Origin of the sequence: Izhakiella australiensis, from assembly GCF_002006995.1 — a bacterium.
Lineage (GTDB): Bacteria > Pseudomonadota > Gammaproteobacteria > Enterobacterales > Enterobacteriaceae > Izhakiella > Izhakiella australiensis.
The window spans coordinates 212,291-237,806 of record NZ_MRUL01000004.1 but is presented as its reverse complement, the minus strand read 5'-3'; the positions used below and the strand labels follow the sequence as shown (position 1 = coordinate 237,806).

22 protein-coding genes and 1 pseudogene are annotated in these 25,516 nt (G+C 53.9%); 11 read left to right on the top strand and 12 right to left on the bottom strand.

Annotated elements, in window-relative coordinates:
• Positions 1–63: 63 nt before the first annotated feature.
• Together BTJ39_RS08910 and yebS are read right to left on the bottom strand one after the other, a co-directional pair.
• Positions 64–2,706 carry a PqiB family protein gene (locus BTJ39_RS08910; protein ID WP_078002327.1) on the bottom strand — a complete coding sequence of 881 codons (2,643 nt, stop codon included), beginning with the start codon at positions 2,704–2,706 and terminating at the stop codon, positions 64–66.
• A complete protein-coding gene (yebS, locus tag BTJ39_RS08905) occupies positions 2,675–3,919 on the bottom strand; it encodes a membrane integrity lipid transport subunit YebS (protein WP_078002409.1) in 1,245 nt (414 codons plus the stop codon). The genes BTJ39_RS08910 and yebS overlap by 32 nt, the downstream gene beginning before the upstream one ends.
• A gap of 196 nt (positions 3,920–4,115) precedes the next feature.
• Between yebS and BTJ39_RS08900 the strand changes: the two genes are divergently transcribed.
• The 4 genes from BTJ39_RS08900 to htpX all read left to right on the top strand — a co-directional run bounded on the left by BTJ39_RS08900 (position 4,116) and on the right by htpX (position 8,611).
• A complete protein-coding gene (locus BTJ39_RS08900) occupies positions 4,116–4,616 on the top strand; it encodes a GAF domain-containing protein (protein WP_078002326.1) in 501 nt (166 codons plus the stop codon).
• Between the two features lie 96 nt (positions 4,617–4,712).
• Positions 4,713–5,396, top strand: coding sequence for an RNA chaperone ProQ (gene proQ, locus BTJ39_RS08895; protein WP_078002325.1), 684 nt, complete (start codon positions 4,713–4,715; stop codon positions 5,394–5,396).
• A 20-nt stretch (positions 5,397–5,416) separates the two neighbouring features.
• Complete coding sequence (gene prc / locus BTJ39_RS08890) at positions 5,417–7,468, top strand: carboxy terminal-processing peptidase (protein WP_078002324.1); 2,052 nt, start codon at positions 5,417–5,419, stop codon at positions 7,466–7,468.
• Between the two features lie 261 nt (positions 7,469–7,729).
• Positions 7,730–8,611 (top strand): protease HtpX, encoded by an 882-nt coding sequence (gene htpX / locus BTJ39_RS08885; RefSeq protein WP_078002323.1) that lies wholly within the window; start codon positions 7,730–7,732, stop codon positions 8,609–8,611.
• Between the two features lie 74 nt (positions 8,612–8,685).
• Here the strand turns inward: htpX and BTJ39_RS08880 are convergent, their stop codons facing one another.
• On the bottom strand, positions 8,686–10,059 hold the full coding sequence (locus BTJ39_RS08880) for an MFS transporter (protein WP_078002322.1): 1,374 nt from the start codon (positions 10,057–10,059) through the stop codon (positions 8,686–8,688).
• 200 nt (positions 10,060–10,259) lie between these two features.
• Between BTJ39_RS08880 and kdgR the strand changes: the two genes are divergently transcribed.
• Entirely contained in the window at positions 10,260–11,051 is a 792-nt protein-coding gene (gene kdgR, locus BTJ39_RS08875) for a DNA-binding transcriptional regulator KdgR (RefSeq protein WP_078002321.1), read from the top strand.
• A 37-nt stretch (positions 11,052–11,088) separates the two neighbouring features.
• On the opposite strand, the gene BTJ39_RS08870 is transcribed toward kdgR, so the two are convergent.
• Positions 11,089–11,328 carry a YobH family protein gene (locus BTJ39_RS08870; protein WP_078002320.1) on the bottom strand — a complete coding sequence of 80 codons (240 nt, stop codon included), beginning with the start codon at positions 11,326–11,328 and terminating at the stop codon, positions 11,089–11,091.
• A gap of 273 nt (positions 11,329–11,601) precedes the next feature.
• Here BTJ39_RS08870 and BTJ39_RS08865 point away from each other — a divergent pair, with 273 nt between their 5' ends.
• The 5 genes and pseudogenes from BTJ39_RS08865 (at position 11,602) to rlmA (ending at position 14,752) form a co-directional block, all read left to right on the top strand.
• Positions 11,602–11,871 carry a YebO family protein gene (locus tag BTJ39_RS08865; RefSeq protein WP_078002319.1) on the top strand — a complete coding sequence of 90 codons (270 nt, stop codon included), beginning with the start codon at positions 11,602–11,604 and terminating at the stop codon, positions 11,869–11,871.
• Positions 11,872–11,898: 27 nt separating this feature from the next.
• A complete protein-coding gene (locus BTJ39_RS08860) occupies positions 11,899–12,909 on the top strand; it encodes an MBL fold metallo-hydrolase (protein ID WP_078002318.1) in 1,011 nt (336 codons plus the stop codon).
• A 549-nt stretch (positions 12,910–13,458) separates the two neighbouring features.
• Positions 13,459–13,576, top strand: a pseudogene (locus BTJ39_RS25135) (DUF2627 domain-containing protein).
• 13 nt (positions 13,577–13,589) lie between these two features.
• Positions 13,590–13,799, top strand: coding sequence for a transcription antiterminator/RNA stability regulator CspE (gene cspE, locus BTJ39_RS08855; protein WP_001062678.1), 210 nt, complete (start codon positions 13,590–13,592; stop codon positions 13,797–13,799).
• Between the two features lie 128 nt (positions 13,800–13,927).
• Positions 13,928–14,752, top strand: coding sequence for a 23S rRNA (guanine(745)-N(1))-methyltransferase (gene rlmA, locus BTJ39_RS08850; protein ID WP_078002317.1), 825 nt, complete (start codon positions 13,928–13,930; stop codon positions 14,750–14,752).
• Here the strand turns inward: rlmA and BTJ39_RS08845 are convergent.
• The 4 genes from BTJ39_RS08845 to manX form a co-directional block, all read right to left on the bottom strand.
• Positions 14,743–15,222: a DUF986 family protein gene (locus BTJ39_RS08845; RefSeq protein ID WP_078002316.1), complete on the bottom strand. Its 480-nt coding sequence runs from the start codon at positions 15,220–15,222 to the stop codon at positions 14,743–14,745. The genes rlmA and BTJ39_RS08845 overlap by 10 nt on opposite strands.
• A 91-nt stretch (positions 15,223–15,313) precedes the next feature.
• Positions 15,314–16,159, bottom strand: a complete 846-nt coding sequence (locus BTJ39_RS08840) for a PTS mannose transporter subunit IID (RefSeq protein ID WP_078002315.1) — start codon at positions 16,157–16,159, stop codon at positions 15,314–15,316.
• Between the two features lie 15 nt (positions 16,160–16,174).
• Positions 16,175–16,978: a PTS mannose/fructose/sorbose transporter subunit IIC gene (locus BTJ39_RS08835; RefSeq protein ID WP_078002314.1), complete on the bottom strand. Its 804-nt coding sequence runs from the start codon at positions 16,976–16,978 to the stop codon at positions 16,175–16,177.
• Between the two features lie 71 nt (positions 16,979–17,049).
• Complete coding sequence (manX, locus tag BTJ39_RS08830; RefSeq protein WP_078002313.1) at positions 17,050–18,012, bottom strand: PTS mannose transporter subunit IIAB; 963 nt, start codon at positions 18,010–18,012, stop codon at positions 17,050–17,052.
• A gap of 522 nt (positions 18,013–18,534) precedes the next feature.
• Here manX and BTJ39_RS08825 point away from each other — a divergent pair.
• On the top strand, positions 18,535–20,112 hold the full coding sequence (locus tag BTJ39_RS08825) for a TerC family protein (RefSeq protein ID WP_078002312.1): 1,578 nt from the start codon (positions 18,535–18,537) through the stop codon (positions 20,110–20,112).
• Between the two features lie 59 nt (positions 20,113–20,171).
• Here BTJ39_RS08825 and BTJ39_RS08820 read toward each other — a convergent pair whose 3' ends face one another.
• The 4 genes from BTJ39_RS08820 to pabB form a co-directional block, all read right to left on the bottom strand.
• Positions 20,172–21,740 (bottom strand): EAL domain-containing protein, encoded by a 1,569-nt coding sequence (locus BTJ39_RS08820; RefSeq protein ID WP_078002311.1) that lies wholly within the window; start codon positions 21,738–21,740, stop codon positions 20,172–20,174.
• Positions 21,741–21,982: 242 nt separating this feature from the next.
• Positions 21,983–23,347: an L-serine ammonia-lyase gene (locus tag BTJ39_RS08815; protein WP_078002310.1), complete on the bottom strand. Its 1,365-nt coding sequence runs from the start codon at positions 23,345–23,347 to the stop codon at positions 21,983–21,985.
• Positions 23,348–23,470: 123 nt separating this feature from the next.
• The gene (locus tag BTJ39_RS08810) at positions 23,471–24,052 is read right to left on the bottom strand and encodes a CoA pyrophosphatase (RefSeq protein WP_078002309.1); all 582 of its coding nucleotides are present in this window, start codon (positions 24,050–24,052) and stop codon (positions 23,471–23,473) included.
• A complete protein-coding gene (gene pabB, locus BTJ39_RS08805) occupies positions 24,045–25,418 on the bottom strand; it encodes an aminodeoxychorismate synthase component 1 (RefSeq protein ID WP_078002308.1) in 1,374 nt (457 codons plus the stop codon). Before pabB ends, BTJ39_RS08810 begins: the two co-directional genes overlap by 8 nt.
• Between the last annotated feature and the right edge of the window lie 98 nt (positions 25,419–25,516).

Here is a 25,516-nt window from a genome sequence, read left to right as displayed (position 1 = left end):
ATTACGATAAAAAGCCATTATGCCCTGTCGGGACGCCGCTGTCGAAAGCGGCGCCCCGTGCGGTCAGGGTTGCGGTTGCGGTATCGCCGTTCCCCAGTTGCGCCATCCTTTGGGCTCTTCATTTTCCAGCAGGAAATGTTTGCCCGGCGTCGCCTGCGGCGCCAGCGGCACCGTCGCCGGCGTTGCGAACGAAATCCCGCCCTGAATAAACTGCTGGAAGGTACCGGTTTTCACCACGCCGCCAACCAGGCCGAACTTCAGGTTATACCCGGATGACAGCCAGAATACCGAGTTGTTGCGTACCAGATGCTGATATTTACTGCTAATCCGCAGGAATACCAGCACGCGATCCGCCATCGGTCCCAGCGTCGTGCCGGTCACCGTACCGACCTCTACGCCGCGGAAGAATACCGGCGTACCTACCTGCAAGGATCCACCTTCGCTGGTATCGACCACCACATTCAGCCCGTCGAGGTAGCGCGCATCGGTGATGGTGTTTTCCTGCAGCTCAAAGCTGCGCATCACCCGACCTTTACCCGGATCGACGTTAACATAGGGCTGAAGCAGGGTCTCAAGATGGTTGACGCCGGCTGCGGAAATCTGCGGTGAAACCACCGAGAAGCGGCTGCCCCAGCGGGCAAATTCTTCCACGTACTCAGGATAAAGCACCGCTTTGGCGATCACCTGGCGGTTATCCGGGCTAAGCGCCAGACTTTCAACCTGCCCGACGCTGATACCGAGGTAGCGGATCGGCATCCCCGGCGACAGCTTGCTGCCGTCATAGGTGCGCAGCGTAATCTGGCTTCCCACCGCGCGTGCGGCGGTTTCTGATCCATAAAGAATGCGTTTCTCTTTGCGATCAAGTCCGGCGCCGGCGCCGAGCAGGTTGTCGAAGCTAATCGCCCCTTTCAATGCCCGGTTCAGCGGCGAGGCTTGCACCGTCAGGCCGCTGCCGTTCCATTGTACTTTAGCGCCGCCCTCGGCCCAGAACACGCTGTTTTGCGTCAGCAGTTTGCGGTATTCCGGACGGATATGAACGCCGATATCAAACTTATTAGCGTAAGGCGTTACTGACACGATCTCGCCCACCTGAAATTTCCGGTACAGCACTACCGATCCTGCCTGAATATCCGGCAGGCTGTTGGCCGTTAACGTCAGGGTAGTGGGCGGCTGGTCGCCGGTGATACCTTCTTCCGCCTTTGCCGCATCGGCGTACAGTGGATAGCTGGCGGCCGGCGCGCCTTTGCCTCCAGGCTCAAGACGTATACCGCCATCTACCCATTCACGCGCGCTGGCGCCCAGCACCTGCATACCATCAAGGCCAAACTTGACGTCAAGACGGCTGTTAACGATGAACTTGCTGTCGCCATGAACCAGGCTGCGGTAATCGGCATTAATGGCGATGGCGAAACGCACCCCTTTTTCCTTCAGGTCGCGGCTGATAACCTGGCCAATTTTCATCCCATGGAGCATCACCGGCTGTCCGGCATCAATGCCGTAGCTGTCACCGGCGGTGAGGGTGAGCTTCAGCACGTTTGGCTGCTGTAAGGGCGCATCATTAACGGCGGCAACGGAAAAATGGTCTGTCGGTGGGCCATCTCCGGGTAGCAGCTCAAGGGTTGGCCCGGTCAGCAGGCTGCTGATGGAGGCATCAGACAGGCTAAGCTTCGGCGTATGCAGCTCGATACGCGTATTCTCGCGCATCAGGCCAACCACCGACGGATCGAGGACCAGCTCGCCCTTAACCCGCCCGCTGTCCTGCAGTTGCATCGAGGTAAGCGTACCCACCTGCAAGCCCTGATACATCAGCGGAGTGGAATTCGCTTTCAGGCCTTTGCCATCAGGAAAATCCAGCGTAACGTTCACGCCACGCTTGCTGTGTTGCAGGTCGGCATAGAGCTGGTAGTTATCTTCCGATTTAGCCTGAGGCGAAGCGGGGGGAGAGTCGAAGGCAACGGCGCCGTTGACCAGCGCCGCAAGGCTTTCCATTTCCAGTTTCGCGCCGCTCAGGCTAACGTCTGCTTTCACGCCTGATACGTTCCAGAAACGACTGTCCTTTTTGACCAGATTGGTAAAGCGCCGCTCAATCAGCACGTCAATAGTGACGCCCTGGCTTGCCGGGTTGATGGTGTAATCATACACCCGGCCAACGGGGATTTTACGGTAATAAACGAGCGAGCCGGTGCCGAGTGAACCGAGGTTGGGGGCATGCAGATGGATCAGCATTTCGCCGGTGTTTACCCGATATTTGGGTTGGGTATCCAGCGCAACAAAGTCGGTGCGCGGCTGACCTTTACCGGGCATCATGCCGATATAGTTGCCGCCGACCAACGCATCCAGACCCGATACGCCCGCCAGCGACGCCTTGGGGGTTACCAGCCAGAACTGAGTATTGTCGCGCAGGGCATCTTTCATATCATTTTTGATACTGGCCTTAATGCGAATGGTGCGCAGATCGTCACTCAAATTTATGCCCTGAACCGTTCCGACCTCAACGCCCTGATAACGAATAGGCGTACGCCCCGGGACGATGCCGTCCGCAGAGGTAAAGGCAATGGTAACCGAGGTGCCGCGCTCCTGATAATTAGTCCACAGCAGCCAGCCGGCAATCAGCAGGGCTATCAGCGGCAAAAGCCAGAAGGGCGATACCCGGCGCCGGTTGCGGATGCGAGCTTCAATCGGTGTATTCGGCGTTTCCTGTTGCATGTGCGTCCCAAAGTAAGCGACTGTCGAGCCATTCGACGGCTAGGATAGTCAAGATTACCGCCGTACCGAAATAAAATGCGGCCGGCCCCATGGTAAAAGCTAAAAGCTGATCGCGATTGACCAGTGACATCGTGAGCGAAATAACAAACAAATCCAGCATCGACCAGCGACCAACCCAGGTGATAACGCGCAGCAGGCGAATGCGCGTTTTGAGGCCCTGCTCACAGTTGAAGTGGATGCTTATCAGCACCGTAAGCAGCACGATCACTTTGGTCACGGGCACCAGGATACTGGCGATAAAGACCACGGCGGCTACCGGCACATTGCCGCTGGCAAGAGACATAATGCCAGACAGTATCGTGTCCTCCTGGCGTGCGCCATTTAGATAGATGATGGATATCGGCAGCATATTGGCCGGAATAAGAAATATAATCGAGGCAATCAGCGCCGCCCAGGACTTTTGCAGGCTATGCCTGCGGCGTAGCCGCAGCGGGGTGTGGCAGCGCGGACAGCGTCCGCGGCTATCGGGTACGCCGGTAAAGTGGCAGCCGAGGCAGATGCGTAGCGACGCTAATGGCTGATTCGCTTCCGGCAGCGGGTAATAGCGCTGCCAAAGCTCTTCTTCATTAAGGTGGATTAACATCAGCAGGCTGAGCAGCGTCAGGGTAATAAATGCGATCAGTCCGGGACCGGGCTCCAGCGCCGCGTAATCTTTAACTTTAATTGACGCTACCGCGATGCCGATCAGATAGATATCCAGCATTACCCACTCTTTAAGCCGTCGCAGCATCAATATTACCGGCCGCAAATTCATGCCGAAGCGGTGACCAAACCACAGGTAAAGGATTGAGGCAACGAGGGTTACCGGCGTGCCGATAGTGCAAAAGGCGACCATGGAGGCGGTAATAACATCGCCCTGGCGGGCCATCTGCATGATTCCGCCCATCAGGCTGGCGCTGATCGTGGTGCCAAGCAGGGACACCGACATCAGCGGTTCGGTAAAGCTAAAAGGTAGCAGCAGTAGCATTGTTATCGCGATGGCGCAAAGCCGGGTCATCGACCAGTCGCGACCGTTGTGGATACGGGCATTGCAGCGAGGGCAATGGGCCGACTGCACCGATTTTACCGGCGGCAAGGAAAAAAGGGTATCGCATTGGGGGCAACGCTGATAACGTGCCTGTGGCAGAATAGGGCTGATAGTGTAAATTTTCATAATTATAATCTTTGGGCCGTATTTGCATTCTGTCATGCACTAGAATCAGCGACCTGTCCATATCACCTGGTACAGCAAAACTAAGGGTATATTAACTAACGGAATGTTTCACCTTGTCGAGCTGGGCAATTAATGCTTATTTTATCGGGCAGGCGTATTTAAAGCGTCTTTTTTGCAAGTTAAACAGTGGTAGCTGATGAACAAACAAGAGTTTTATAACGAGCTGAACCGTGATTTACGCGCTTTGACTCACGGCGAGACCAGCTTTCTGGCACTAATGGGCAACTGTAGCGCACTGCTTTTTGAGCGTCTGGAGCAGGTTAACTGGGCCGGTTTTTACCTGCTGAGTGAAAGTAACACCCTGGTACTGGGGCCGTTTCAGGGCAAAATAGCCTGCGTGCGAATACCTGTTGGCCGTGGCGTATGCGGCATCGCCGTCACGGAAAAAACTATTCAGCGCGTCGGCGACGTTCATGCGTTTGCCGGACATATCGCCTGCGATGCCGCCAGCAATGCGGAAATTGTATTACCCTTGACGCTAAACGGTGAAGTTATTGGCGTGCTGGATATCGACAGCGTGGCTTATAACCGATTTGATGGCGAGGACGAAGCGGGGCTTAAAATACTCAGTGAATGGCTGAGTGAAGCGTTAGCTGCAACCGACCTGCATCACTTTCTGCAGATCAATCGTCGCTAAAGCGCTCAATCACGTAGCAATTGGCGTCACGGTCATTATAATGACGCCTGTTCATGCCTGCGCTGGTTGGCAAACCCGTTGTAATCAGGAAATTTCATGGAAAATCAACCTAAGTTGAACAGCAGTAAAGAAGTCATCGCCTGGCTGGCCGAGCGTTTCCCGCAATGTTTCAGCGCCGAAGGTGAAGCACGTCCTCTTAAGATCGGTATCTTTCAGGATCTCGTTGACCGCGTTCAGGGCGAAATGAGTCTGAGTAAAACGCAGCTGCGTTCCGCTCTGCGTCTCTATACCTCCAGCTGGCGCTACCTTTATGGCGTTAAAGCCGGTGCCATTCGTGTGGACCTGGATGGCAACCCTTGCGGCGAACTTGACGAACAGCACGTTGAACATGCACGCAAGCAGTTAGAAGAAGCAAAAGCCCGCGTGCAGGCGCAGCGTGAAAAGCAGCAGGCTAAAAGGCGTGAGGCTGGCGAAGAAGAGGGCGCGCGTCGTCCGCGTAAGCCCGCAGCGCGTAAAGCCGCAGCGGCGGGAGAAGAAGTACGTAAGCCGCGTAGCAACAACAAACCGCCGCGTCCGGCTGCGGAGCGCAAGCCCGCAGAAGCGAAACCCCGCAAACCTGTTACCGATACTGCCGCGCTGGCGGTGGGTCAGAATATTAAGGTAAAAGCAGGTAAAAGTGCGATGGATGCCACGGTTCTTGAAATTACAAAAGACGGCGTTCGGGTAGAGCTGGCTTCCGGCCTGGCAATGATTGTGCGCGCAGAACATTTGCAGTTCTGAAACGGAGGCCGATTAGGGGCATGAACACTACGTTTAAAATGACTATCCTTGCGGGTCTGCTGCTGGCAGGCCCTGCTCTGGCCAATGAAAGCGCTGCGATAACCCGGGAAGATCAGCTCCCGATTCTCAAGCAGGAGCCTCAGGACGCAACGGTGAGTGAACGCGTAACATCGCGTCTGACGCATTCTCACTACCGTCAGTTTGACCTGGACAACGCTTTTTCAGCGAAAATTTTCGATCGCTACCTCAACATGCTGGACTACAGCCACAACGTGCTGCTGGCTTCTGATGTTGCAAGCTATGCTAATAAAAAAACCACCCTTGGCGATGAGCTGCGCGGTGGCCAGCTGACGGTTTTTTACGATTTATATAATCTGGCGCAGCGGCGGCGCTTTGAGCGTTATCAGTATGCGCTCAGCGTGCTGAAGCGGCCGATGAATTTCAATGGCAACGATACGATTGATGTCGATCGCAGCAAAGCGCCGTGGCCGAAATCGGCAGCAGAGCTTAATGCGCTGTGGGACGCTAAAGTTAAATATGATGAGCTGAGCCTGAAGCTGGCGGGCAAAGACGAAAAAGAGATTCGCGATATCCTGACTAAGCGTTATCAGTTCGCAATCCGCCGTCTGACCCAGAGCAACAGCGAGGATGTATTCCAGCTGGCAATGAACAGCTTTGCTCATGAAATCGATCCGCATACTAACTATCTGTCACCGCGCAATACCGAGCAGTTTAATACTGAAATGAGCCTCTCGCTGGAAGGTATCGGCGCGGTATTGCAGATGGATGAAGATTATACGGTGATCAATTCCATGGTCGCCGGCGGGCCGGCGGCGCGCAGTAAAATGCTCAACGTGGGCGATCGTATCGTCGGCGTAGGGCAACCCGGTAAGCCGATGGTTGACGTTATCGGCTGGCGTCTGGATGACGTGGTTGCCCAGATTAAAGGCCCGAAAGGCAGTAAAGTTCGTCTGGAAATACTGCCTTCCGGTAAGGGAACGAAAACCCGCACCGTCACCCTGACGCGTGAGAAGATCCGCCTGGAAGACCGCGCGGTGAAAATGTCGGTGAAAAACGTTGGTAAAGAAAAGGTCGGCGTTCTGGATATTCCCGGCTTTTACGTCGGGCTGACGGAAGACGTTAAGACGCAGTTGCAAAAGCTGGAAAAACAGAAGGTGGATAGCATCGTTATCGACCTGCGTACCAACGGTGGCGGCGCCCTCAACGAGGCGGTTTCTCTTTCCGGACTGTTTATTCCCAGCGGTCCGGTGGTACAGGTCAGAGATAACAACGGCAAGGTCCGCGAAGACAGTGATAACGATGGCATCGTTTATTACAAAGGCCCGCTGGTGGTGTTGGTAGACCGCTTCAGCGCTTCAGCTTCTGAGATCTTCGCCGCTGCCATGCAGGATTACGGCCGTGCGCTGATTGTTGGCGAACCAACGTTTGGTAAGGGAACGGTGCAGCAATATCGTTCGCTAAACCGCATCTATGATCAGATGCTGCGCCCGGAGTGGCCAACCCTTGGCACCATCACCTACACCATCCAGAAGTTTTACCGTATAAACGGCGGCAGTACGCAGCGCAAGGGCGTGACGCCCGATCTGATGATGCCGACCGGCGTCGAAGCAGTGGAAACCGGCGAAAAGTTTGAAGATAACGCGCTGCCCTGGGATAGCATCAAACCGGCTACCTACTCGAAGATGGGCGACGTGAAAGCTTATGCCCCCGAGTTGAAGAAAATGCACGACGAGCGTATCGATAAAGATCGTGAATTCCAGTACATCATTAAAGATATCGCGCGTTTTAACGCCATGAAAGATAAACGCAACCATATTTCTCTGAACTACGCCCAGCGTGAGAAAGAGAATCATGAAGAAGATGCGCTGCGTCTGGAGCGGATTAATGCGCGCTATGCCGAGGAAGGCAAAAAGCCGCTTAAGAGCCTCGACGACCTGCCAAAAGATTATAAAGAGCCCGATCCCTATCTTGATGAGACAGTGCGCATCGCCAACGATTTGGCGCAGCTGGAGGCCAGTCAAAAGCCTGGCACCCCGGCGGCGACTAAATAACCTCAAGGGCAGCCAGCGCTGCCCTTTTTTATACTCAGCGTTCTGCAACGCAGCGCGGGTAATCCCTCCCTCAGCACGGCTTTTCTTTGCGGTATTGTCCTTATGCTAACGCTGGCTATGTCAGCGAGAGGGAAAGTGCTACAAAATGTAAAGTTATGTCGTTATAGCCCCGTAATGGTTAAGGTTGCTTGAATTGCGCCACGTAGCCCATAGGATATAGCTCGCAACAAGACAATTTTTTAACTGAGGAAGATTAACTCTATGATGCGTATTGCTCTTTTCCTGCTGACTAACCTGGGAGTCATGGTGGTCTTCGGGCTGATCCTCAGTCTGACAGGGATCCAGCGAAGCAGTATTCCGGCTTTGATGATTATGGCGGGTCTGTTTGGCTTTGGCGGTGCGTTCGTCTCGCTGCTGATGTCTAAATGGATGGCGCTGCGTTCCGTTGGCGGTGAAGTTATTGAGCAGCCGCGCAATGAAACGGAACGCTGGCTGATGGACACCATCTCCCGCCAGGCGCAGCAGGCAGGGATTGGCATGCCGCAGGTGGCCATCTACCATGCGCCTGATATTAATGCCTTTGCCACCGGCGCTCGCCGCGATGCTTCGCTGGTTGCCGTATCAACCGGTCTGCTGCAGAACATGAGCCGCGATGAGGCGGAAGCGGTGCTGGCCCACGAAGTCAGCCATATCTCTAATGGTGATATGGTGACAATGACCCTGATCCAGGGCGTGGTTAACACCTTCGTTATCTTTCTGTCACGCATTATTGCGCAGGTTGCGGCGGGCTTTATGTCCGGCAATCGCGACAACGAAGAAGGCAATAGCGGTAACCCGCTGGTTTACTTCGCGGTTTCCATGGTGTTAGAGATTGTGTTTGGCATTATCGCCAGCATTATCACCATGTGGTTCTCGCGTCATCGTGAGTTTCACGCCGATGCCGGCTCGGCGAAGCTGGTAGGGCGCGAAAAGATGATTGCCGCGCTCCAGCGCCTGAAAACCAGCTATGAACCGCAGGAGGCCAACAGCATGCTGGCTTTTTGCATCAACGGTAAATCAAAAACCTTCAGCGAGATGTTCATGTCACATCCGCCGCTGGATAAGCGTATCGAAGCGCTGCGCAACGGCGCTTACCTGAAGTAATTCCCGTTACAGGCTACAAGCCGGACGCTGAAAAGGCGTCCGGCTTTTTTTTGCCCTGTTTTTGCCTCAACAGGTTACTTGCTTAGCGGCTGCTTAATACGCATCAGGCTAACAATGGTCGCCGCCGTCGAGAAGGCGCCGGCCAGCAGCAGCGCCGCATGGGTGCCATGCTCGCTGAAGAGATTGAACATCAGCGCCACGAGCGCTGCGCCGGTAGTCTGTCCGACCAGACGTGCGGTTCCCAACATGCCGCTGGCGCCGCCGCTACGGTTAGCCGGCGCTGCGCTGATAATCGTGTGATTATTCGGTGACTGGAACAAACCGAAACCGGCGCCGCACAGCATCATGCGCCAGATAATATCGCCATCGGCAGGCGCGGCGGGCAGCAGCGCGAGGGAAAATAAGCCGCTGGCAAATACGGCAAGGCCAATACCGCCTAGCAGGCCAGCGTGAAAGCGTTCGATTAGCCTGCCGGCAATGGGGGCCAGTACCATGGTCGCCAGTGGCCATGGCGTCAGCAGCAAGCCGGTAGCGACCTCATCGCGCCCCAGCGTATTTTGCAGGAAGAAAGGCAGTGAAACCATCGCCAGCATCTGGGCGCAGAAAGAGCAAACAGAGGTACACATCGACAGAGAGAACAGCGGAATACGTAGCAAATCCACCGGAAACAGCGGTACCGGCATTTGCAGCTGGCGGCGGATAAAAAAGCTGCCGATTACCAGCAGCAGAACCAGTTGCAGAATAACCCACTTCATCGCCACGCCCTGCGCGTAGCCGCTGAGCGCGGAGAGCATCAGACCGAAGCTGAGGGCATTCATCACGGCGCTGATAAAATCAAAACGCTGCTGGCTATTCTTCTGTTGGTTATCCGGCAAATAACGCAGGGCCAGCCACAGAGCGATAATGCCCACCGGGACATTGATTAAGAATAGCCACTTCCAGCTGGCAACCGACAGAATCGCGGCGGCAACCGTTGGCCCTGCTGCGGTGGAGACCGCCACCACCAGTGAGTTGATGGCCATGCCGCGTCCGAGAAAACGCTGCGGGTAAATAATACGTATCAGCGCGGTGTTGACGCTCATCAGCATGGCGCCCCCCAGCCCCTGCAAAACGCGCGCCAGCGTCAGCATGCTGAGTGACGTCGATAACGCGCAGAATAAAGACGTGCAGGTGAACAGCACCAGCCCCCACTGATAAATGCGCCTGTAGCCCAGCATATCGCCGAGAAAAGAGAGGGTCAGTAGCGACACGACGATTGCCAGCTGATAGGCGTTAACAATCCAGATTGACTCAGCCGGGCTGGCATGGAGTTCGCGTGAGATAGTGGGCAGCGCCACGTTAGCTATAGCGCTGTCCAGAACCGCCATCGTGATGCCGAGTGCAATGGTGGCGATGGCACCGTAGCGCAACGGCAGCGGAAGCCCGTCAGCGGGCGTGGTAGTTTGCATATGAGGAATATCAGCAGATGGTAATACGGATAGTTAACATGCTAATGATTATAGCGGCATAAAGCTATCTGCTCGTGTAATGGGATAGGGACAATCACTGTGGTCCGCAGTGCGGAGAATTGCTGAAAATCAGCGCGGTCAGTATACTGAAAAAAGCGTTCCATTTTTTTTAAAACTCAATGCTGAAATGAGGAGCTCCTATGTCTGCGCTGGAAAATGACAAGCAGCCGGATGCTGTTTCGTCCGTGCTTAAGGTGTTTGGCATATTGCAGGCGCTGGGTGATGAGAGAGAAATAGGCATTACCGAGCTGGCTCAGCGGGTGATGATGTCTAAAAGTACGGTTTATCGTTTTTTACAAACCATGAAATCGCTGGGGTATGTCTCGCAGGAAGGGGAAAGCGAAAAATATGCGCTGACGCTAAAACTGTTCGAACTCGGTGCTAAATCGCTGCAGAATCTTGACCTGATTCGCTTGGCCGATCAGGAAATGCGTGAATTATCGCGCCTGACGCGTGAAACGATTCACCTTGGTGCCCTGGATGAAGACAGCATTGTTTATATTCATAAAATAGATTCTCTCTATAATCTGCGGATGTATTCGCGCATTGGCCGACGTAACCCATTATACAGCACCGCCATTGGCAAAGTGTTACTGGCCTGGCGCCCTGAAGCTGAAGTCAGAGCTATTCTTGATGGGGTTGATTTTGTTCGCACCACTGAACGTACCTTAGCCGATACCGGGGCTCTGCTGCCGGTCCTTGATCGGGTGCGGGGGCAGGGATATGGCGAGGATAATGAAGAGCAGGAAATGGGTATCCGCTGTCTGGCCGCGCCGGTGTATGATCGTTTCGGTATGGTGATTGCCGGTTTGAGTCTCTCTTTTCCTACTCTGCGTTTTGATGAAGAGCAAAAATCTGACTATGTCGCGATGCTGCACCACGCCGGACGTAATGTATCGGCTCAAATGGGCTATGGTGATTACCCGTGGTAAAAAGCAGGGGGCTAAAGCTAGCCCCGTCGCTTTCAAGCTAGTTGTTATCGACCACCTCACTGCTTTTTTTCAGAACCGGGCATTCAGATACGCCGACCACGCCGCTGTCACTGTGCAGATATTGCGAGGAAACCATACCACGGGCGGTCAGATATTGGCATTTCAATCCCAGACCCGCGACGTTTTTGCTACTACCGGTTAGTACACCATAGCCCGTTACTAGCATTATCAACCAGATAATGACCAGTATCGCCAAAATTCGTACTAAAAATTTCATGTTTTCTCCTTGTTAAAAGACCGCGCTGCCTGCTGCCACTCATGCTGGCAGAAACAATAATAGCAGCATGATTGCCGCCTATGATGAAATCGATAAGAGGATACTGAAATCGCCGCATTCAGGCCGCATATCGTTATTATCTGAAACGGATTTTTCTCTTTCGATGGGTTATAAATCAGTGTGTAACCGGGTAGAATTTACCGGTTGGTTTAACAATTAGCCAACGCTGTACAGATAATTTGGTGTGCTGATTGCACACCGGGGAAAGGTAAAATGAACGAACTGGCAAATGGCTCTTCAGGACTGACGTCAATCATCGCCTTTGCGGTGGTCATCATCGCGGCGCTGATCGCCTGGTATTTTGTGAACCGGGCTAGCGTTAAAGCAAACGCGCAAATTCGCCTGCTGGAAGCGCTGCTTGAAGAGCAAAAACAGCAGAATATGTTGTTACGCCGCCTGACGGATAAAGTGGTCGGTGAAGAGGAAGCCGCGGAACCGGCGGATGAAGATAAAGACTTTACCCGTCTGATCCCTGAACGCTAGGCCACAGCAAAACACGGAGGCAAAAACGTGGCATGGAAAAATCCCTGGTATGATCCCCACCTTGAGCATCACACGCCGGAAGGATTTAAAAACCCTGAGCCGGAGCTACGTCAAAAAGGCGATCTGAAAAAATGGCAGAAAGAGCGCAAAGCTAGCGGGCTTCCTCTTCCGCCAGAAGAAGGGTACCCGGCGTTCATTAGTCGTTGGTGTCAGCCGGTTGACCTGACGGGCAGCGAGGATGCGGTATGGTGGCTTGGGCATGCTGCAATTATGCTACGTCTCGCCGGGCAATATACGCTGATCGATCCCGCACTGTCGCCCCGCGTTTCCCCCGTGAGCTTTTATGGTCCGCAGCGTAAAACGCCGGCGCCGCTGCAAATCGCCGACTTACCGTCACTCAGCTACGTGGTTATTTCTCATAGTCACTATGACCACCTCGACCGGCCGACGATAAAGCAAATTTTACGTCGTTTCCCGCAGGTGGAATTTATTGTTCCTCTCGGGCTGGCTCCCTGGTTCAAACGCATGGGCGCCAGGCGCGTTACGCAACTGGACTGGTGGCAGACAGTCCAGCTGGATTCAATAACCTTCCAGGCAGTGCCTGCCCGCCACTGGACGATGCGTACCCTGTGGGATCGCAATCGTTCTCTATGGTGCGGCTGGGTGATTAAGCAGGCGAAATTAAACTTCTGGTTTAGCGGCGATAGCGGCTACTCGGACAGCCTGCTGGCGATCCCTGAACGCCTCGGTCCGTTCAATCTGCTGGCGCTGCCGGTTGGCGCTTATGCACCAAAATGGTTCATGCAGGGCCAGCATATGGACCCTTCACAGTCGGTACATCTGCATCAGGCGGCCGGTTGTCCGCTGACTATCCCCGTTCACTGGGGCGTTTTTGAGCTGGCGGACGAATCGTTAGATGAACCTCCGTGGGTACTGGATCAGGCGTTGAGGGATGCCGGGCTGGCATCAGCGTTTTTTTATCCGTGGAAAATAGGGCAGCGATATCTGCTGAAAAACTTAATCCAGGATTTGTCCTAATCTGATGCTGAGTGATATCGAAAAAGTGCTTTATGCTTTTTATATTTCGCCTGCTGATGATAAGTAAAAATATAAATAGAGCATCATTGCTTTTTTTTAGGGCATAGAAGGAATGCTTTTCCTGGATTTGGTGCAAGCATAAGTTAACTTGTACATCAAATTTATTTCTGCATAGTTTCCCTGACAACGAATAATTATGGTGAACGCTTTATTCACGCTAAAGCAGCAAAGCGTTGCAATATTTATGCAATAACCTTGCAGGAAAATATCCTGTACTATCGTATCATCTCAGGATGAACCCGCGTCGTATGGCGCTGACTTCAGTGTTTTTTATCTTTAATTCATTGATTAAAAAAATATTTTTTTAGCAGCGGTCCGGTGGGTCATAAAGCGGATATTTTTACCTTCCGTGCTTAACTCTCTTTTTTATGCGCATTATCTCATTTGTTGTCTAAAAATGGCTTGCCATTATATTGAGGATATGTGATAACCCTGTTGGGTAAATCGAGGTACAGTTCTGTTTATGTATGGCATTTCAGTAAAGAAGTTTTGAGTACAGACGTTGACGTTGAATACCGCTTCCTTGCCGAACCTTAATTAGTGCCTCATTCAGTAATGTCTCTGGTTTCTCTGTCAGTACAGCCTACGGGCAAAAAATACACTCTAAGGAAATTTGCAAAATGGCAAAGATTAAAGGTCAGGTTAAGTGGTTCAACGAGTCTAAAGGCTTCGGTTTCATTACTCCGGCTGACGGCAGCAAAGATGTATTCGTACACTTTTCTGCAATCCAGGGTAACGGTTTCAAAACCCTGGCAGAAGGTCAGAACGTAGAGTTCGAAATCCAGGACGGTCAGAAAGGTCCTGCAGCTGTAAACGTTACTGCTATCTGATGAGCCGCAGCGCTGGCCGCACGTCGGCCGGCGCCGTAACACTCTGATGAATAAAACCCTGTCAACATGGCAGGGTTTTTTCATTTGCAGTACACTGCGCGACTGATTTATCAGTGAGACCATTTGCAATGAGCTACCAATGCCCCCTTTGCCATCAGCCGCTCTGCCGGCAGGAAACAAGCTGGGTTTGCATTAACCGCCATCAGTTTGACCGCGCCCGCGAAGGTTACGTAAATTTGCTGCCGGTGCAGCATAAACGCTCGAAACAGCCCGGCGACAGCGCTGAAATGATGCAGGCCCGCAGGCAGTTTCTTAATGAGGGGCACTATCAGCCGCTACAGCATGGTGTCTGCCGACTGCTCGCTGAGGTTATCGATAGCGATACGACGCCGCAGAGGGTGCTGGATATTGGCTGTGGTGAAGGCTATTACACCGGCGCGGTAGTACAGGCTCTCTCTGCTAACGCGAATGCCAGGGTTTACGGTCTGGATGTTTCCCGCGAGGCAATACGCAGTGCGGCGAAGCGCTATCCGGACGTGGCATTTTGCGTCGCTTCCAGCCAGCGCTTGCCTTTTATGGACAGCAGCGTTAGCGCGGCGCTGCGCATTTATGCGCCCTGTAATCCTGACGAGCTGGCGCGGGTGATGCGCCCCGGCGGTTATTTACTCACGGTGACGCCGGGACCACGGCATTTGTTGCAGTTTAAAGCGCTAATTTATCAGGAGGCAAAGTTGCATGATGCCGCGCCGGAATCGCTGCCGGGCTGGTCATTGTGTAAAGAGGAGTCGCTGGCATATCCACTGTCATTAAGCAGTGACAGCGCAGCAACGCTGCTGCAGATGACGCCCTTTGCCTGGCGCGCTCGTCCGGAAGTATGGGGGCGTATTGCTACCGTTGAGCGCTTTGCATGCGAAACTGATTTTATATTACGCCTGTGGCAGCTTCAGCCCTGAGGCGTGGTAGCTGGCTGTCCTTCCATAAGGAAATGATAGATGCGCTCCAGATCGTCCAGATCGCGCACTTCTATCAGCAGTCGGCGCTGTTCAATCTGAATAACCAGGACGCCATCTTCTGAAAGATTCATCGACTGAATACGTTCATAGCGAATAAATACGTTGGCATAAAAAAATCCGTCGCCTTTGAATACGATTTTAGGCTGGCGGAACCAGAATACGTACAGTGACATAAACGCCAGTACCAGCAGGAGGGTGGTGGTAACTTGCGGTCCGTGATGCTGCAGATTCTGCCATAGCAGGATGGCGACCAGTCCAACAAAAATCAGACTGTCGGTGCGGTTACGTCGCTTAAGCGCCACCGTCATACCGGTTTTTCCCTTACGCCGCGGCATGATCAGCTCATCGTAGATGGCGTAGGCGAGAAATAAGGCGATTACCAGCGCCAACGCGATGTCATTCAATGTCATAACCTCTCCTTAAAAGCGATGCGCAACCGTTCGCGGGAGCGGTTGCGCATCGTTTCTAACCACAGCGGGGGCGACGCCCCCGCTGCAAAGCTTACAGGCCGAGCAGGCCAACCCAGTAGCCGAAAATCCCCAGCACGAAAAAGCCCATGATGATCCACAGGGCGTTTACCTTACGACGCAGTAGCCACATACAGCCAAAGGTCAGCAGCAGCGGCACCAGTCCTGGCATCAGCTGGTCGAGAATGGTCTGCACCGTCGTAACGGTGGTTTTCCCGGTTTGGTCGGTAATTTTTGATACAAACACCGGTATATTAATGTGCGTCCATTTATTTACCAGCGCCCCCATAACGAACAGGCCGAGAATAGACGCCCCCTCCGTCAGCTTTTGTAGAAAACCGCCGCCCATATCGCCGACGATGTCTACGCCCTTACGATAGCCATAAGCAACGCCGTAGTAACGCACCAGCAGGCGTACCAGGTTAAACAGCACAAAGAACAGGATTGGACCCAGTATGCTGCCACCCATGGCAAGCCCGGCGCCCAGCGCGGCAAATACCGGTCGTACGGTTCCCCAGAAAATAGGGTCGCCAACGCCAGCCAGCGGGCCCATCAGACCGACTTTAATACCGTTGATTGCACCGTCATCAATTGATGCGCCGTTGGCACGCTGTTCTTCCATCGCCAGGGTTACGCCAAGTACCGGAGCGGCAACGTAAGGATGGGTGTTGAAAAACTCCAGATGGCGCTTAATCGCTTGTTTCCGGTCGTCATTATTGATTGGGTAAAGACGACGGATCACCGGCACCATCGAGTAGCAAAAACCCAGCGACTGCATGCGTTCAAAGTTCCACGATCCCTGAAACAAATTGGAGCGGAGAAATACGCCGCGCACGTCGCCCTGCGTCAGCTTTTTGGCCTGGTTTGTTGTATCCACCATGTGATATCCCCTTAATTAATCCAGTTCGTTATCAAGATCGTTATTTGCCGGACCCGCAGCCGGGGCTGCGCCCGCCGTGCGGTTGTATTTCGGCGCCAGCTGAATGTAAAGCACGGCCATAACCACGCCGATCACGCCGAGTGCAACCAGGTTGAAGCTGGTAAATGCTGCGGTAACAAAGCCCAGGTAGAAGAAGGGCATTAGATAGCCTGCGCGCATCATGTTGATCACCATCGCGTAACCGACTACCACGATGACGCCGCCGGCAATATTCAAACCGTTGGTGACGACTTCAGGGATAGAAGCCAGCAAGCCTTGTACTTCGCTGGTGCCAACGGATACGGCAACGATCAGCGCCGGAATGGCGATACGAAGCGCTTGCAGGAACAGCGCGGAGAAGTGAATCCATGAAATAGCCGTCAGATTACCTTTTTCCGCTGCCTTATCCGCTGCGTGCTGGAAGGCTACCGTAATGGTACGAACGACGATGGTCAGCACCTGACCGGCAGCCGCCAGTGGGATAGCCAGCGCGATACCAGCACCGGTACTCTGACCGCCGGCGATAACCAGAATGGTGGAAATGATGGAGGCGAGGGCGGCATCCGGCGCCATTGCCGCACCGATGTTCATCCAGCCAAGGGCAATCATCTCCAGTGAACCGCCGATGATGATACCTTTTTCGACGTCACCCAGAATAAGGCCAATCAGGGTACAGGCAACCAGCGGACGGTGAAACTGAAACTCGTCAAGCGTTGAATCCATCCCGGCAATACAGGACACAATAAAAATCAGTACAAGCTGAAGGATTGTTATCTCCATTGTACTTCTCCTCTGACATTCAATAACTGAAGTTAAACCGCATCTGCGGATAAGAAATTAAATCTTCGGTATTAGATTTTCGCGATCAGGTCCATCATTTTGAGTCGAGGATCGCTTGAGACCTTACGGACTTCCAGCTCAATCTGGCGCTCGTTCAGCTTGCGGAACGCTTCAATATCCTTGTCATCAACGGAAACCGCATTATTCACCTGAGTTTTACCCTGGCGGAATGCCATGCCTCCGACGTTAACGGATTTGATATCAATGCCGTTTTCCACCACCCGCAGTACGTCCGTTGGGTTAGTAAAGAGCAGCATAACGCGGTCACGGGAGTATTTCGGGTTATTCCAGACGCGCACCATTTTATCCACATCGACGACGTGTGCGGTTACGCCCGGAGGGGCAACCTGGGTGAGCAGCGTTTTACGTACATTATCGTTCGCCACTTCGTCGCTGACGACAATAATACGCGTAACGTTGGTCTCTTTCGTCCAACGGGTCGCGACCTGGCCATGAATCAAACGGTCATCAATACGCACGAGGCCAATCTTCATATGATCGTTTGGACCGAGGGGAGCCTGGGGCGCGGCGGGTTTTGCCACGGCAGCCGGCGCGGCTTTAGCGGGTGCTTCAGGTTCTTTTGCCTTCAGCGCTTTGACACCTTCGCGACCGGTTTCGACTGCCAGCGCCACTAACTCAGCAAAAGACGGGTTATCATCTCGCGCCATCAGCGTTTCAACCAGCATGGGGATATTAACCCCGGCAATAACTTCGTAGTTTTCCTTATCGACGACAATTCGACTGGCGGCGTTGAACGGGCTTCCTCCCCAGGTATCGACGAGGAACAGAACGCCGCTACCGGTATCAAGTTCGGCCAGTCGTGCTTGATATTTCTCAATCAGGGTTTCAGCATTCTCGCCGGGGACGAAATCGATCCAGCCGACGTTTTCCTGCTCTCCCAATAGCATTTCCGCGGTTTTAAGCAGTTGTTCCGCTGCCCAGCCGTGCGTGCCAATCATAATAGCAATGGTCACTTGCTACCTCCTTTCTCTGATATACGAACCCGGACCGAAAGCAAAGGTTCGCGTGAGTTTATCTGTATCAGCTTTAATCATCACTTTTCCTGACGGATACCTGCTTAACACAGGTCAGATGATTGCAGACTTATACAATAACCTTAAGATAATTCGCGAATTATTTTAGTGCGCAAAAAAATAAATTATGTGACTTTGCTCAGTAATTTAGACGAGTGTCACACTCGGACGACGCGTTGCCTGATTTAGCAGCAGTTGAAGTAACTTTACAGTTAAATTCGATAATCTATTTTGTGAGTTTCTAAGGCACTGTTAGAGTAAGGCTTCTTATACTGCACAGGAGTAACGGGCATCAGCCCCCCATATGGACTGTCACCGACGTTCTTTAACCATGCCACCGGGTCATCCGGCTCATCTCTCTGCGTCCAAACGCGATTTCTTTCATTTCTGCCGTGCTACATGCTGCCGCATGGATAGCTTTACGTCAGCGGTATCGACCTTTTTATTTCTTCGGAGTAGGTAATGGAATTTCTTCTTGACCCCTCTGTCTGGGCCGGTTTGCTTACGCTGGTTGTGCTTGAAATTGTCCTTGGTATCGACAACCTGGTCTTTATTGCCATTCTTGCCGATAAGCTGCCGCCTAAGAAGCGTGATAAAGCGCGTTTAATCGGCCTTTCTCTGGCGCTGCTGATGCGTCTGGCTCTGCTGTCACTGGTTTCCTGGATGGTTACGCTGACGAAACCGTTATTCAGTGTAGGCGATTTCAGCTTTTCCGGGCGCGATATCATTCTGCTTATCGGTGGTATTTTTCTGCTGTTCAAAGCCACGATGGAATTACATGAGCGCCTGGAGAATCACGAGGTTAACAGCGAAGGCAGCAAGAGCTATGCCAGCTTCTGGGCGGTGGTGCTACAGATTGTCATACTGGATGCGGTTTTTTCGCTTGATGCGGTAATTACCGCCGTGGGGATGGTCAACAATCTCGCGATTATGATGACGGCTGTGGTTATTGCCATGGCGGTGATGCTACTGGCATCAAAGCCGCTAACGCGATTTATCAATGCGCATCCGACGGTGGTGGTGCTATGCCTCAGCTTCCTGCTGATGATCGGCTTAAGTCTGGTGGCGGAAGGATTTGGCTTCCATATACCTAAAGGCTATCTGTACGCCGCTATTGGTTTCTCGATCCTTATCGAGCTGTTTAACCAGATTGCCCGGCGCAATTTTCTGCGCCATCAGGCGCGCAGACCAATGCGTGAGCGTACCGCCGAGGCGATTCTGAAGATGGTCGGCACGCGGCGACAAAGCCAGCATGAGGACGAGCGCGATGAGCCTGAGGCTTCCGCCAGGCAGCAGGAGCTGCCGCACGAGACCTTCAAGGAAGAAGAGCGCTATATGATTAACGGCGTGCTGACGCTGGCCTCACGTTCAGTGCGCAGCATTATGACGCCCCGTGGTGAAATATCCTGGGTGGATGCCACTCGCCCGGCGGATGAAATTCGCATCCAGCTGCTGGATACGCCGCACAGCTTATTCCCGGTGTGCCGTGGCGAGCTGGATGAAATCATCGGCGTGGTGCGGGCGAAAGAGCTGCTGGTTGCCGTTGAGCACGGTATGGACGTTACCGCATTTGCCGCTGCGCATATGCCGATTGTCGTGCCGGAAACCCTCGACCCGATCAATCTGCTCGGCGTGCTGCGTCGCGCCAGGGGCAGCTTTGTGATTGTCACCAATGAGTTTGGCGTGGTGCAGGGGTTGATTACGCCGCTTGACGTACTGGAAGCGATTGCCGGCGAATTCCCCGACGAGGATGAAACCCCGGATATTTCGGTTGAACAGGATGGCTGGCTGGTCAAAGGGGGAACCGATCTGCACTCCCTGCAGCAGCGGCTTAATATTCACGGGCTGATTGACCCTGCCGAAGATTATGCATCGCTGGCCGGTTTGTTGATCCATCACCACGGTCAGCTGCCGCAGGTTAATGAGGTGATTGAGCTGCAAGGGTTCAGTTTCCGCATCCTTGAAGCGACGGATTACCGTATTGATCTTGTTAAGGTCACCCGGATTCCGCGCCCTGAAGATGAAGATGACGCTTCATAGCGGCTGAGTCCTTTCGGTTAACGAATGCTTGCGGGCCCGCCATTTTCTGGCGGGCTTTTTTATTCGGTCGCAGGCCCGTTTTGCCGCCAGTTTTCCAGCCACTGAGGGAAATCCGTCAGCGGCATCGGCCGGGCGTAAAAATAGCCCTGCAAGGCATTCACGCCCCGGTCACGCAAATATTCCGCCTGCTGGGCGGTTTCCACGCCTTCGGCCACCAGCGCGATATTCAGCCGCTGCGCCAGGGAAATAACCATATCAGTCACCGTGGCATTAATGGCGTCGGTGCCGATGGCGCCGGTGAATATTTTATCAATTTTCAGTACGTCAGGACTCAGGGTTTTCAGATAAGACAGCGAGCTGTGGCCGGTGCCGAAATCATCGATTGCCAGCTTAACGCCAATTTTATGCAGATAGGCGACGGTGCTTTGATCCACCACGGGCAGGGCGTCACGCTCGGTTAGCTCTACTATCAGCTGCGGTTTTGGATCGGCCGGCCACCATAGCTTTTGCAGATCGTTAATAATTTCCTGCTGGTGAAAATGGCTGGCGGCCACGTTAATGGCAATATGAAATCCAGCACATCCAGGCAGCTGTGGCAGTTGGCGCACCACTTCGGTGAGCACAAATCGGGTCAGGGGGGCAATTAAGTTTTGCCGTTCTGCCAGCGGTATAAAGACGTCCGGGGCAATCCACCCCTGACGTGGATTATGCCAGCGGAGCAGTAGCTCAATGCCGTCGCAGCCGTTAGTCCGGGCATTGATCAGCGGCTGGCAGTAAACGATAAACTCACGGGCGTTGATGCCAACGCTAATTTGCCATGAAAGGCTCATGCGATTAGCGGTAGCCAGCCAGACCACATAACCCACCAGCGCGCTCAGCAGTAAAGCCAGCGGCAGCTGGGAGGGCAGCGACAAGATCGCCAGCGCGGCAGGTTCCGGACCGAACAGGGTAATAGAGTAAGGATAGCGCAGCGAGGCCTGTATATAGCTTACTTCGTCCTCAGATGGCTGCGCCGCCTCAATCATCGGGTTGCCGTATTCGAGGCTCTTACCCCCCACGTTTATAACGGCTCGCTCTACCCATGGCAGCGTCGGCTCCAGCAGATAGCTGCTCATCAGTTCAATATTTATCGTCTGTAAAATGCCAGAGCGATTATCGAGAGACCTTGGCGTCCACAGCAGCAAAACCGGCGAGCCTTTAAGTAGCTGATCGTCAACCACCAGCATCATACGCTGGCTGGCGATAGCCAGTTCGGGAAACGCGTTACTAAAGCTAATATTGCTGGCGCCGAAGATGCTGGAGCAGTATATCCGGTCATCATCGACCAGCAGAATAGAGCGAATGGTCTGCAGCGCCGCCAGTTTTTCAATCAGCGGATAACGTACCTGGTCGCACTTTAAGCCGACCAGTCCCATCGTATTGTTTGCTGCAATATCCAGTGGCGAAAACAGGCGATCAAAGCGCTGAATTGCCCTGTCAGCAAAGCTGCGTGATTGCTGCTCGACATGGCTTTTTTCTTCAAAAAAACGAAAGGTCAGCGTCACTACGAGCACCAATGCAGCGATTGTCGCAGCGATGAATAAACGCTTGCGACGAAATTGTCCGAAAACCTCCTGGGACATTGGCATTGACGACCACCCTTCAAATCACGCATAAACATGGAGCCAGAGCTTCGATTATCGGCTGGCAAGTAGATAAGTTTAGTCTTGCTGGAGAAAAAAGCGGGATGGCGGGCCACTGGCGCTAATGTTTTTAGCCGCTAAAAAAGCGTGGTTGTCAGCTGTGTTACCGAAGGCAATGACAGCGCATACCGGGCATATTTTCCGGCAGTCAGCGCTACTGGCTGCCGGAAAAAGCGTGGGGCTATTGTTTAATCGCACTGAACCTTAATCGCCAGGCCTCCGCGTGAGGTCTCGCGATATTTAGCATTCATGTCCTTGCCGGTCTCGTACATGGTTTCAATCACTTTATCGAGGGAGACGCGAGCCTGGCTGGTGCGACGCAGCGCCATACGTGCGGAGTTGATCGCCTTCACGGCGGCAATCGCATTACGCTCTATGCAGGGCACCTGCACCTGACCGGCTACCGGGTCGCAGGTCAGTCCAAGGTTATGCTCCATACCAATTTCGGCGGCGACGCACACCTGTTCCGGGCTGGCGCCGAACAGCTCGGCAACGCCTGCCGCCGCCATTGAACAGGCTACGCCCACCTCACCCTGGCAGCCAACTTCTGCGCCGGAAATTGAGGCATTCATTTTATACAGTACGCCAATGGCGCCGGAGGCCAGAAAGTAACGGGTAAAAATTTCTGGTGTTACCGGTTCGACGAAACGGTCGTAATAAGCCAGTACCGCCGGAACAATGCCGCAGGCGCCGTTGGTCGGAGCCGTCACAACGCGCCCGCCGGCGGCGTTTTCTTCATTGACCGCCAGGGCAAACATATTAATCCAGTCAATAATGCTCATCGGATCATTATTCATCTTGCCTGACGCCAACAGCATCCGGTGCAGCGCGGCGGCGCGGCGCGGAACGCGCAGGGGGCCGGGCAGCACGCCTTCAGTGTCCAGTCCGCGGTCGATGCAGTCGCTCATCGTTTGCCAGATGCGTGCAAAATAGGCTTCAATTTCCGCGCGGGAGTGAAGCGCAAGTTCGTTTTTCATCACCAGACCTGACAGAGAAAGGCCGGTATCGCGGCAGTGACTGAGCAGCTCGCTGGCGGAGTGAAACGGATAGGGCACGGAGACTTCATTCAGCGCCGACTGGCCGAAATGGGCGGCGTCAACGATAAAGCCGCCGCCGGTCGAGTACCAGGTATTGCTGTACAGCTGGCGGTCGCCGTGCCAGGCAGAAAATGTCAGTCCATTTTCGTGCAGCGGTAAATTTTCGCTGCGAAATATCATCCCGCCTTCGCGTGGAAAATCGACTTCGTGCTGACCATTAGCGACGGGCAGACGCTGACGCTGCTCAACATCTTTAATAAACGCGGGAATTGCATCGATATCGACATCCTCCGGCAGCGCGCCGGACAGGCCCATGATAATCGCGATATCGGTATGATGCCCCTTGCCGGTGAGCGACAGCGAGCCGTAAACATCCACCGCCAGACGCGTAACGTCCTGGAGTAATCCCTTATCCACTAATTCGTCTATGAACTGTTTCCCGGCTTTCATTGGGCCCACCGTATGTGAGCTTGAAGGGCCAATGCCGACTTTGAACATATCGAAAACGCTAATCACGCTAATAACTCCTGAAATTGCAGCACTGCCAGATAACATGCAGGTTTATTTCACTAATAGTAAGTGCAGGATGTCTGAACCTTGCGCCTTTTCACATGAAATAAACTAATGCCATACCAGCGGTTAAGTAATGAATACGGGTAGGGTCTGTAAACTGAGCTGGCGAATGATTCCAGCCGTCATACCCCAAATCAGGTACTGGTCAAATTGTGAGAACCACACTTGACGGGTTTGGCCGCGGTGGTTGATATCCAGCGCCGAATAGCGCGCGGTATCCAGCGCTAGCTGGAGCGGCATTTCGAAGATTGATTCAACTTCGTTTTTGTTGGCGCTCAGCGCTAAATCGGGCGGGATAACGCCGAGAAAGGGCGTTACCTGAAAGCCGGTCGAGCTGGCGACGGTGGGTAACCGGCCGATAATTCGCACCAGATGGCGCGGCAGGGCGATTTCCTCCTGCGCTTCCCGCAGTGCCGTTTCAATCAGACTGTTGTCGCTGGCATCGCGCATACCGCCGGGAAAGGCAACCTGCCCGGCGTGCTTGCGCAGCGATGCGGCACGGCGCGTCAGCAACAGCCCGGGCTGCGGCCGGTTAACCACTGGCACTAACACCGCCGCCTGACGCCCCGGACCGGAGTGACAGGGTAACAATGGCAGCTGTAGTTGAAAGCGGGTGAGGAAGTCATCCAGTGGCTGTTGGCTATTCATTTTGCTCTGCTAACCCATCAAGGGCGGAAAGAATGCGGCCAATTTTGTCGAGGGTTTCCTGGTATTCCGCCTCCTGCTGGCTGTCAGCGACGATGCCGCCGCCAGCGGCGCAGTAAAGCCTTTGCTGTTCAGCAATCAGCGTGCGTATCGTGATGCTGCTGTCCATGGTGCCGCAGGCGCTGAAATAGCCGATGCTGCCGCACCATGCGTTGCGGCCATGAGGCTCCAGCTGTTCGATTATCTCCATGGCTCTGACTTTGGGCGCCCCGGTAATAGAGCCGCCGGGAAAGCAGGCGCGCAGCAGGTCGCTGGCATGCAGTTCTGGCCGGAGACGGGCGTTGATGGTACTGACCAGATGATAGACCGCCGGAAAGGCTTCGACCGCGAACAGCTCCGGCACTGACACGCTGCCGGGTAGCGCTACCCGGCCGATATCGTTACGCAGCAAATCAACAATCATCAGATTTTCAGCGCGATCTTTCTCCGATGCCGCCAGCCGCAGCGCCTGCTGCCGGTCGTCTTGTTCATCAGCCAGACGGGGAAGCGTGCCTTTTATCGGCCGTGTCTGGATTGTGCCGGCCCGCAGGCGTAAAAAGCGCTCAGGTGAAAAGCTCAGGATCTGAGCATCAGGAAGCGTAAGCCAGGCGCTGAACGGCGCCTTGTTAGCCTGTAGCAGCTGTTCAAACGCTGGCCAAAGATTGCCGCTGTATCCGGCGCTGAAACGCTGCGCCAGGTTAACCTGATAGCAGTCGCCGCTGGCTATCCAGCGCTGGATCTGTTCATAGCGCTGGCCGTAATCTTCCCGGCTGAGATTTGACTGCCAGCGGCTGGTGAGCTTAAACGCGTCGCCGTCAGCGGGGCGAATCTGGTTCTGGAGCCAGTCAAGCCGCTGCTGTAAATCGCCATGGCACAGCAGCGTCAGTCGCTGCTGCTGGTGGTCGGCAATGATTGCCCAGTCATAAATACCAATAGCCATATCGGGCGTCTGCAGATCGCGCTGCGCGCGCTGCGGCAGGCGCTCAAAGCGTCGTCCGAGATCGTAACCAAAAAGCCCCAGCGCGCCGCCCTGAAACGGCAGCGATTCATCCGGCGTAACCTCGGGCAACAACTGTGTCAGCAGCGCTTTGCAGAGACTGAGCGGATCTTGTTCGCTCACCCGCCGGCGGCCTTTTTCGCTGATTGTGGTTTGCAGACCGCGCGTTTCCAGCGTGGCCAGCGGGTCAGCCACCAGAATATCAAAGCGGCTGTCCGGGTGGTTGGCATCACCGGAGTGCAGCAGCATCGACCAGTGAAGCGAGGCCAGCGGCGCAAAGCGTTGTTGCAACGCGTCGCAATGATAAGGAAGCGAATGATATTTCAATGACATAACTAACGGAAGTCGTAGCGGCTACAGGCGTGCAAGCCTGGCATATTTTTCTGCTGCTGGCATCTGTTTATTGCTCGTGAAATAATGACCGGCCAACT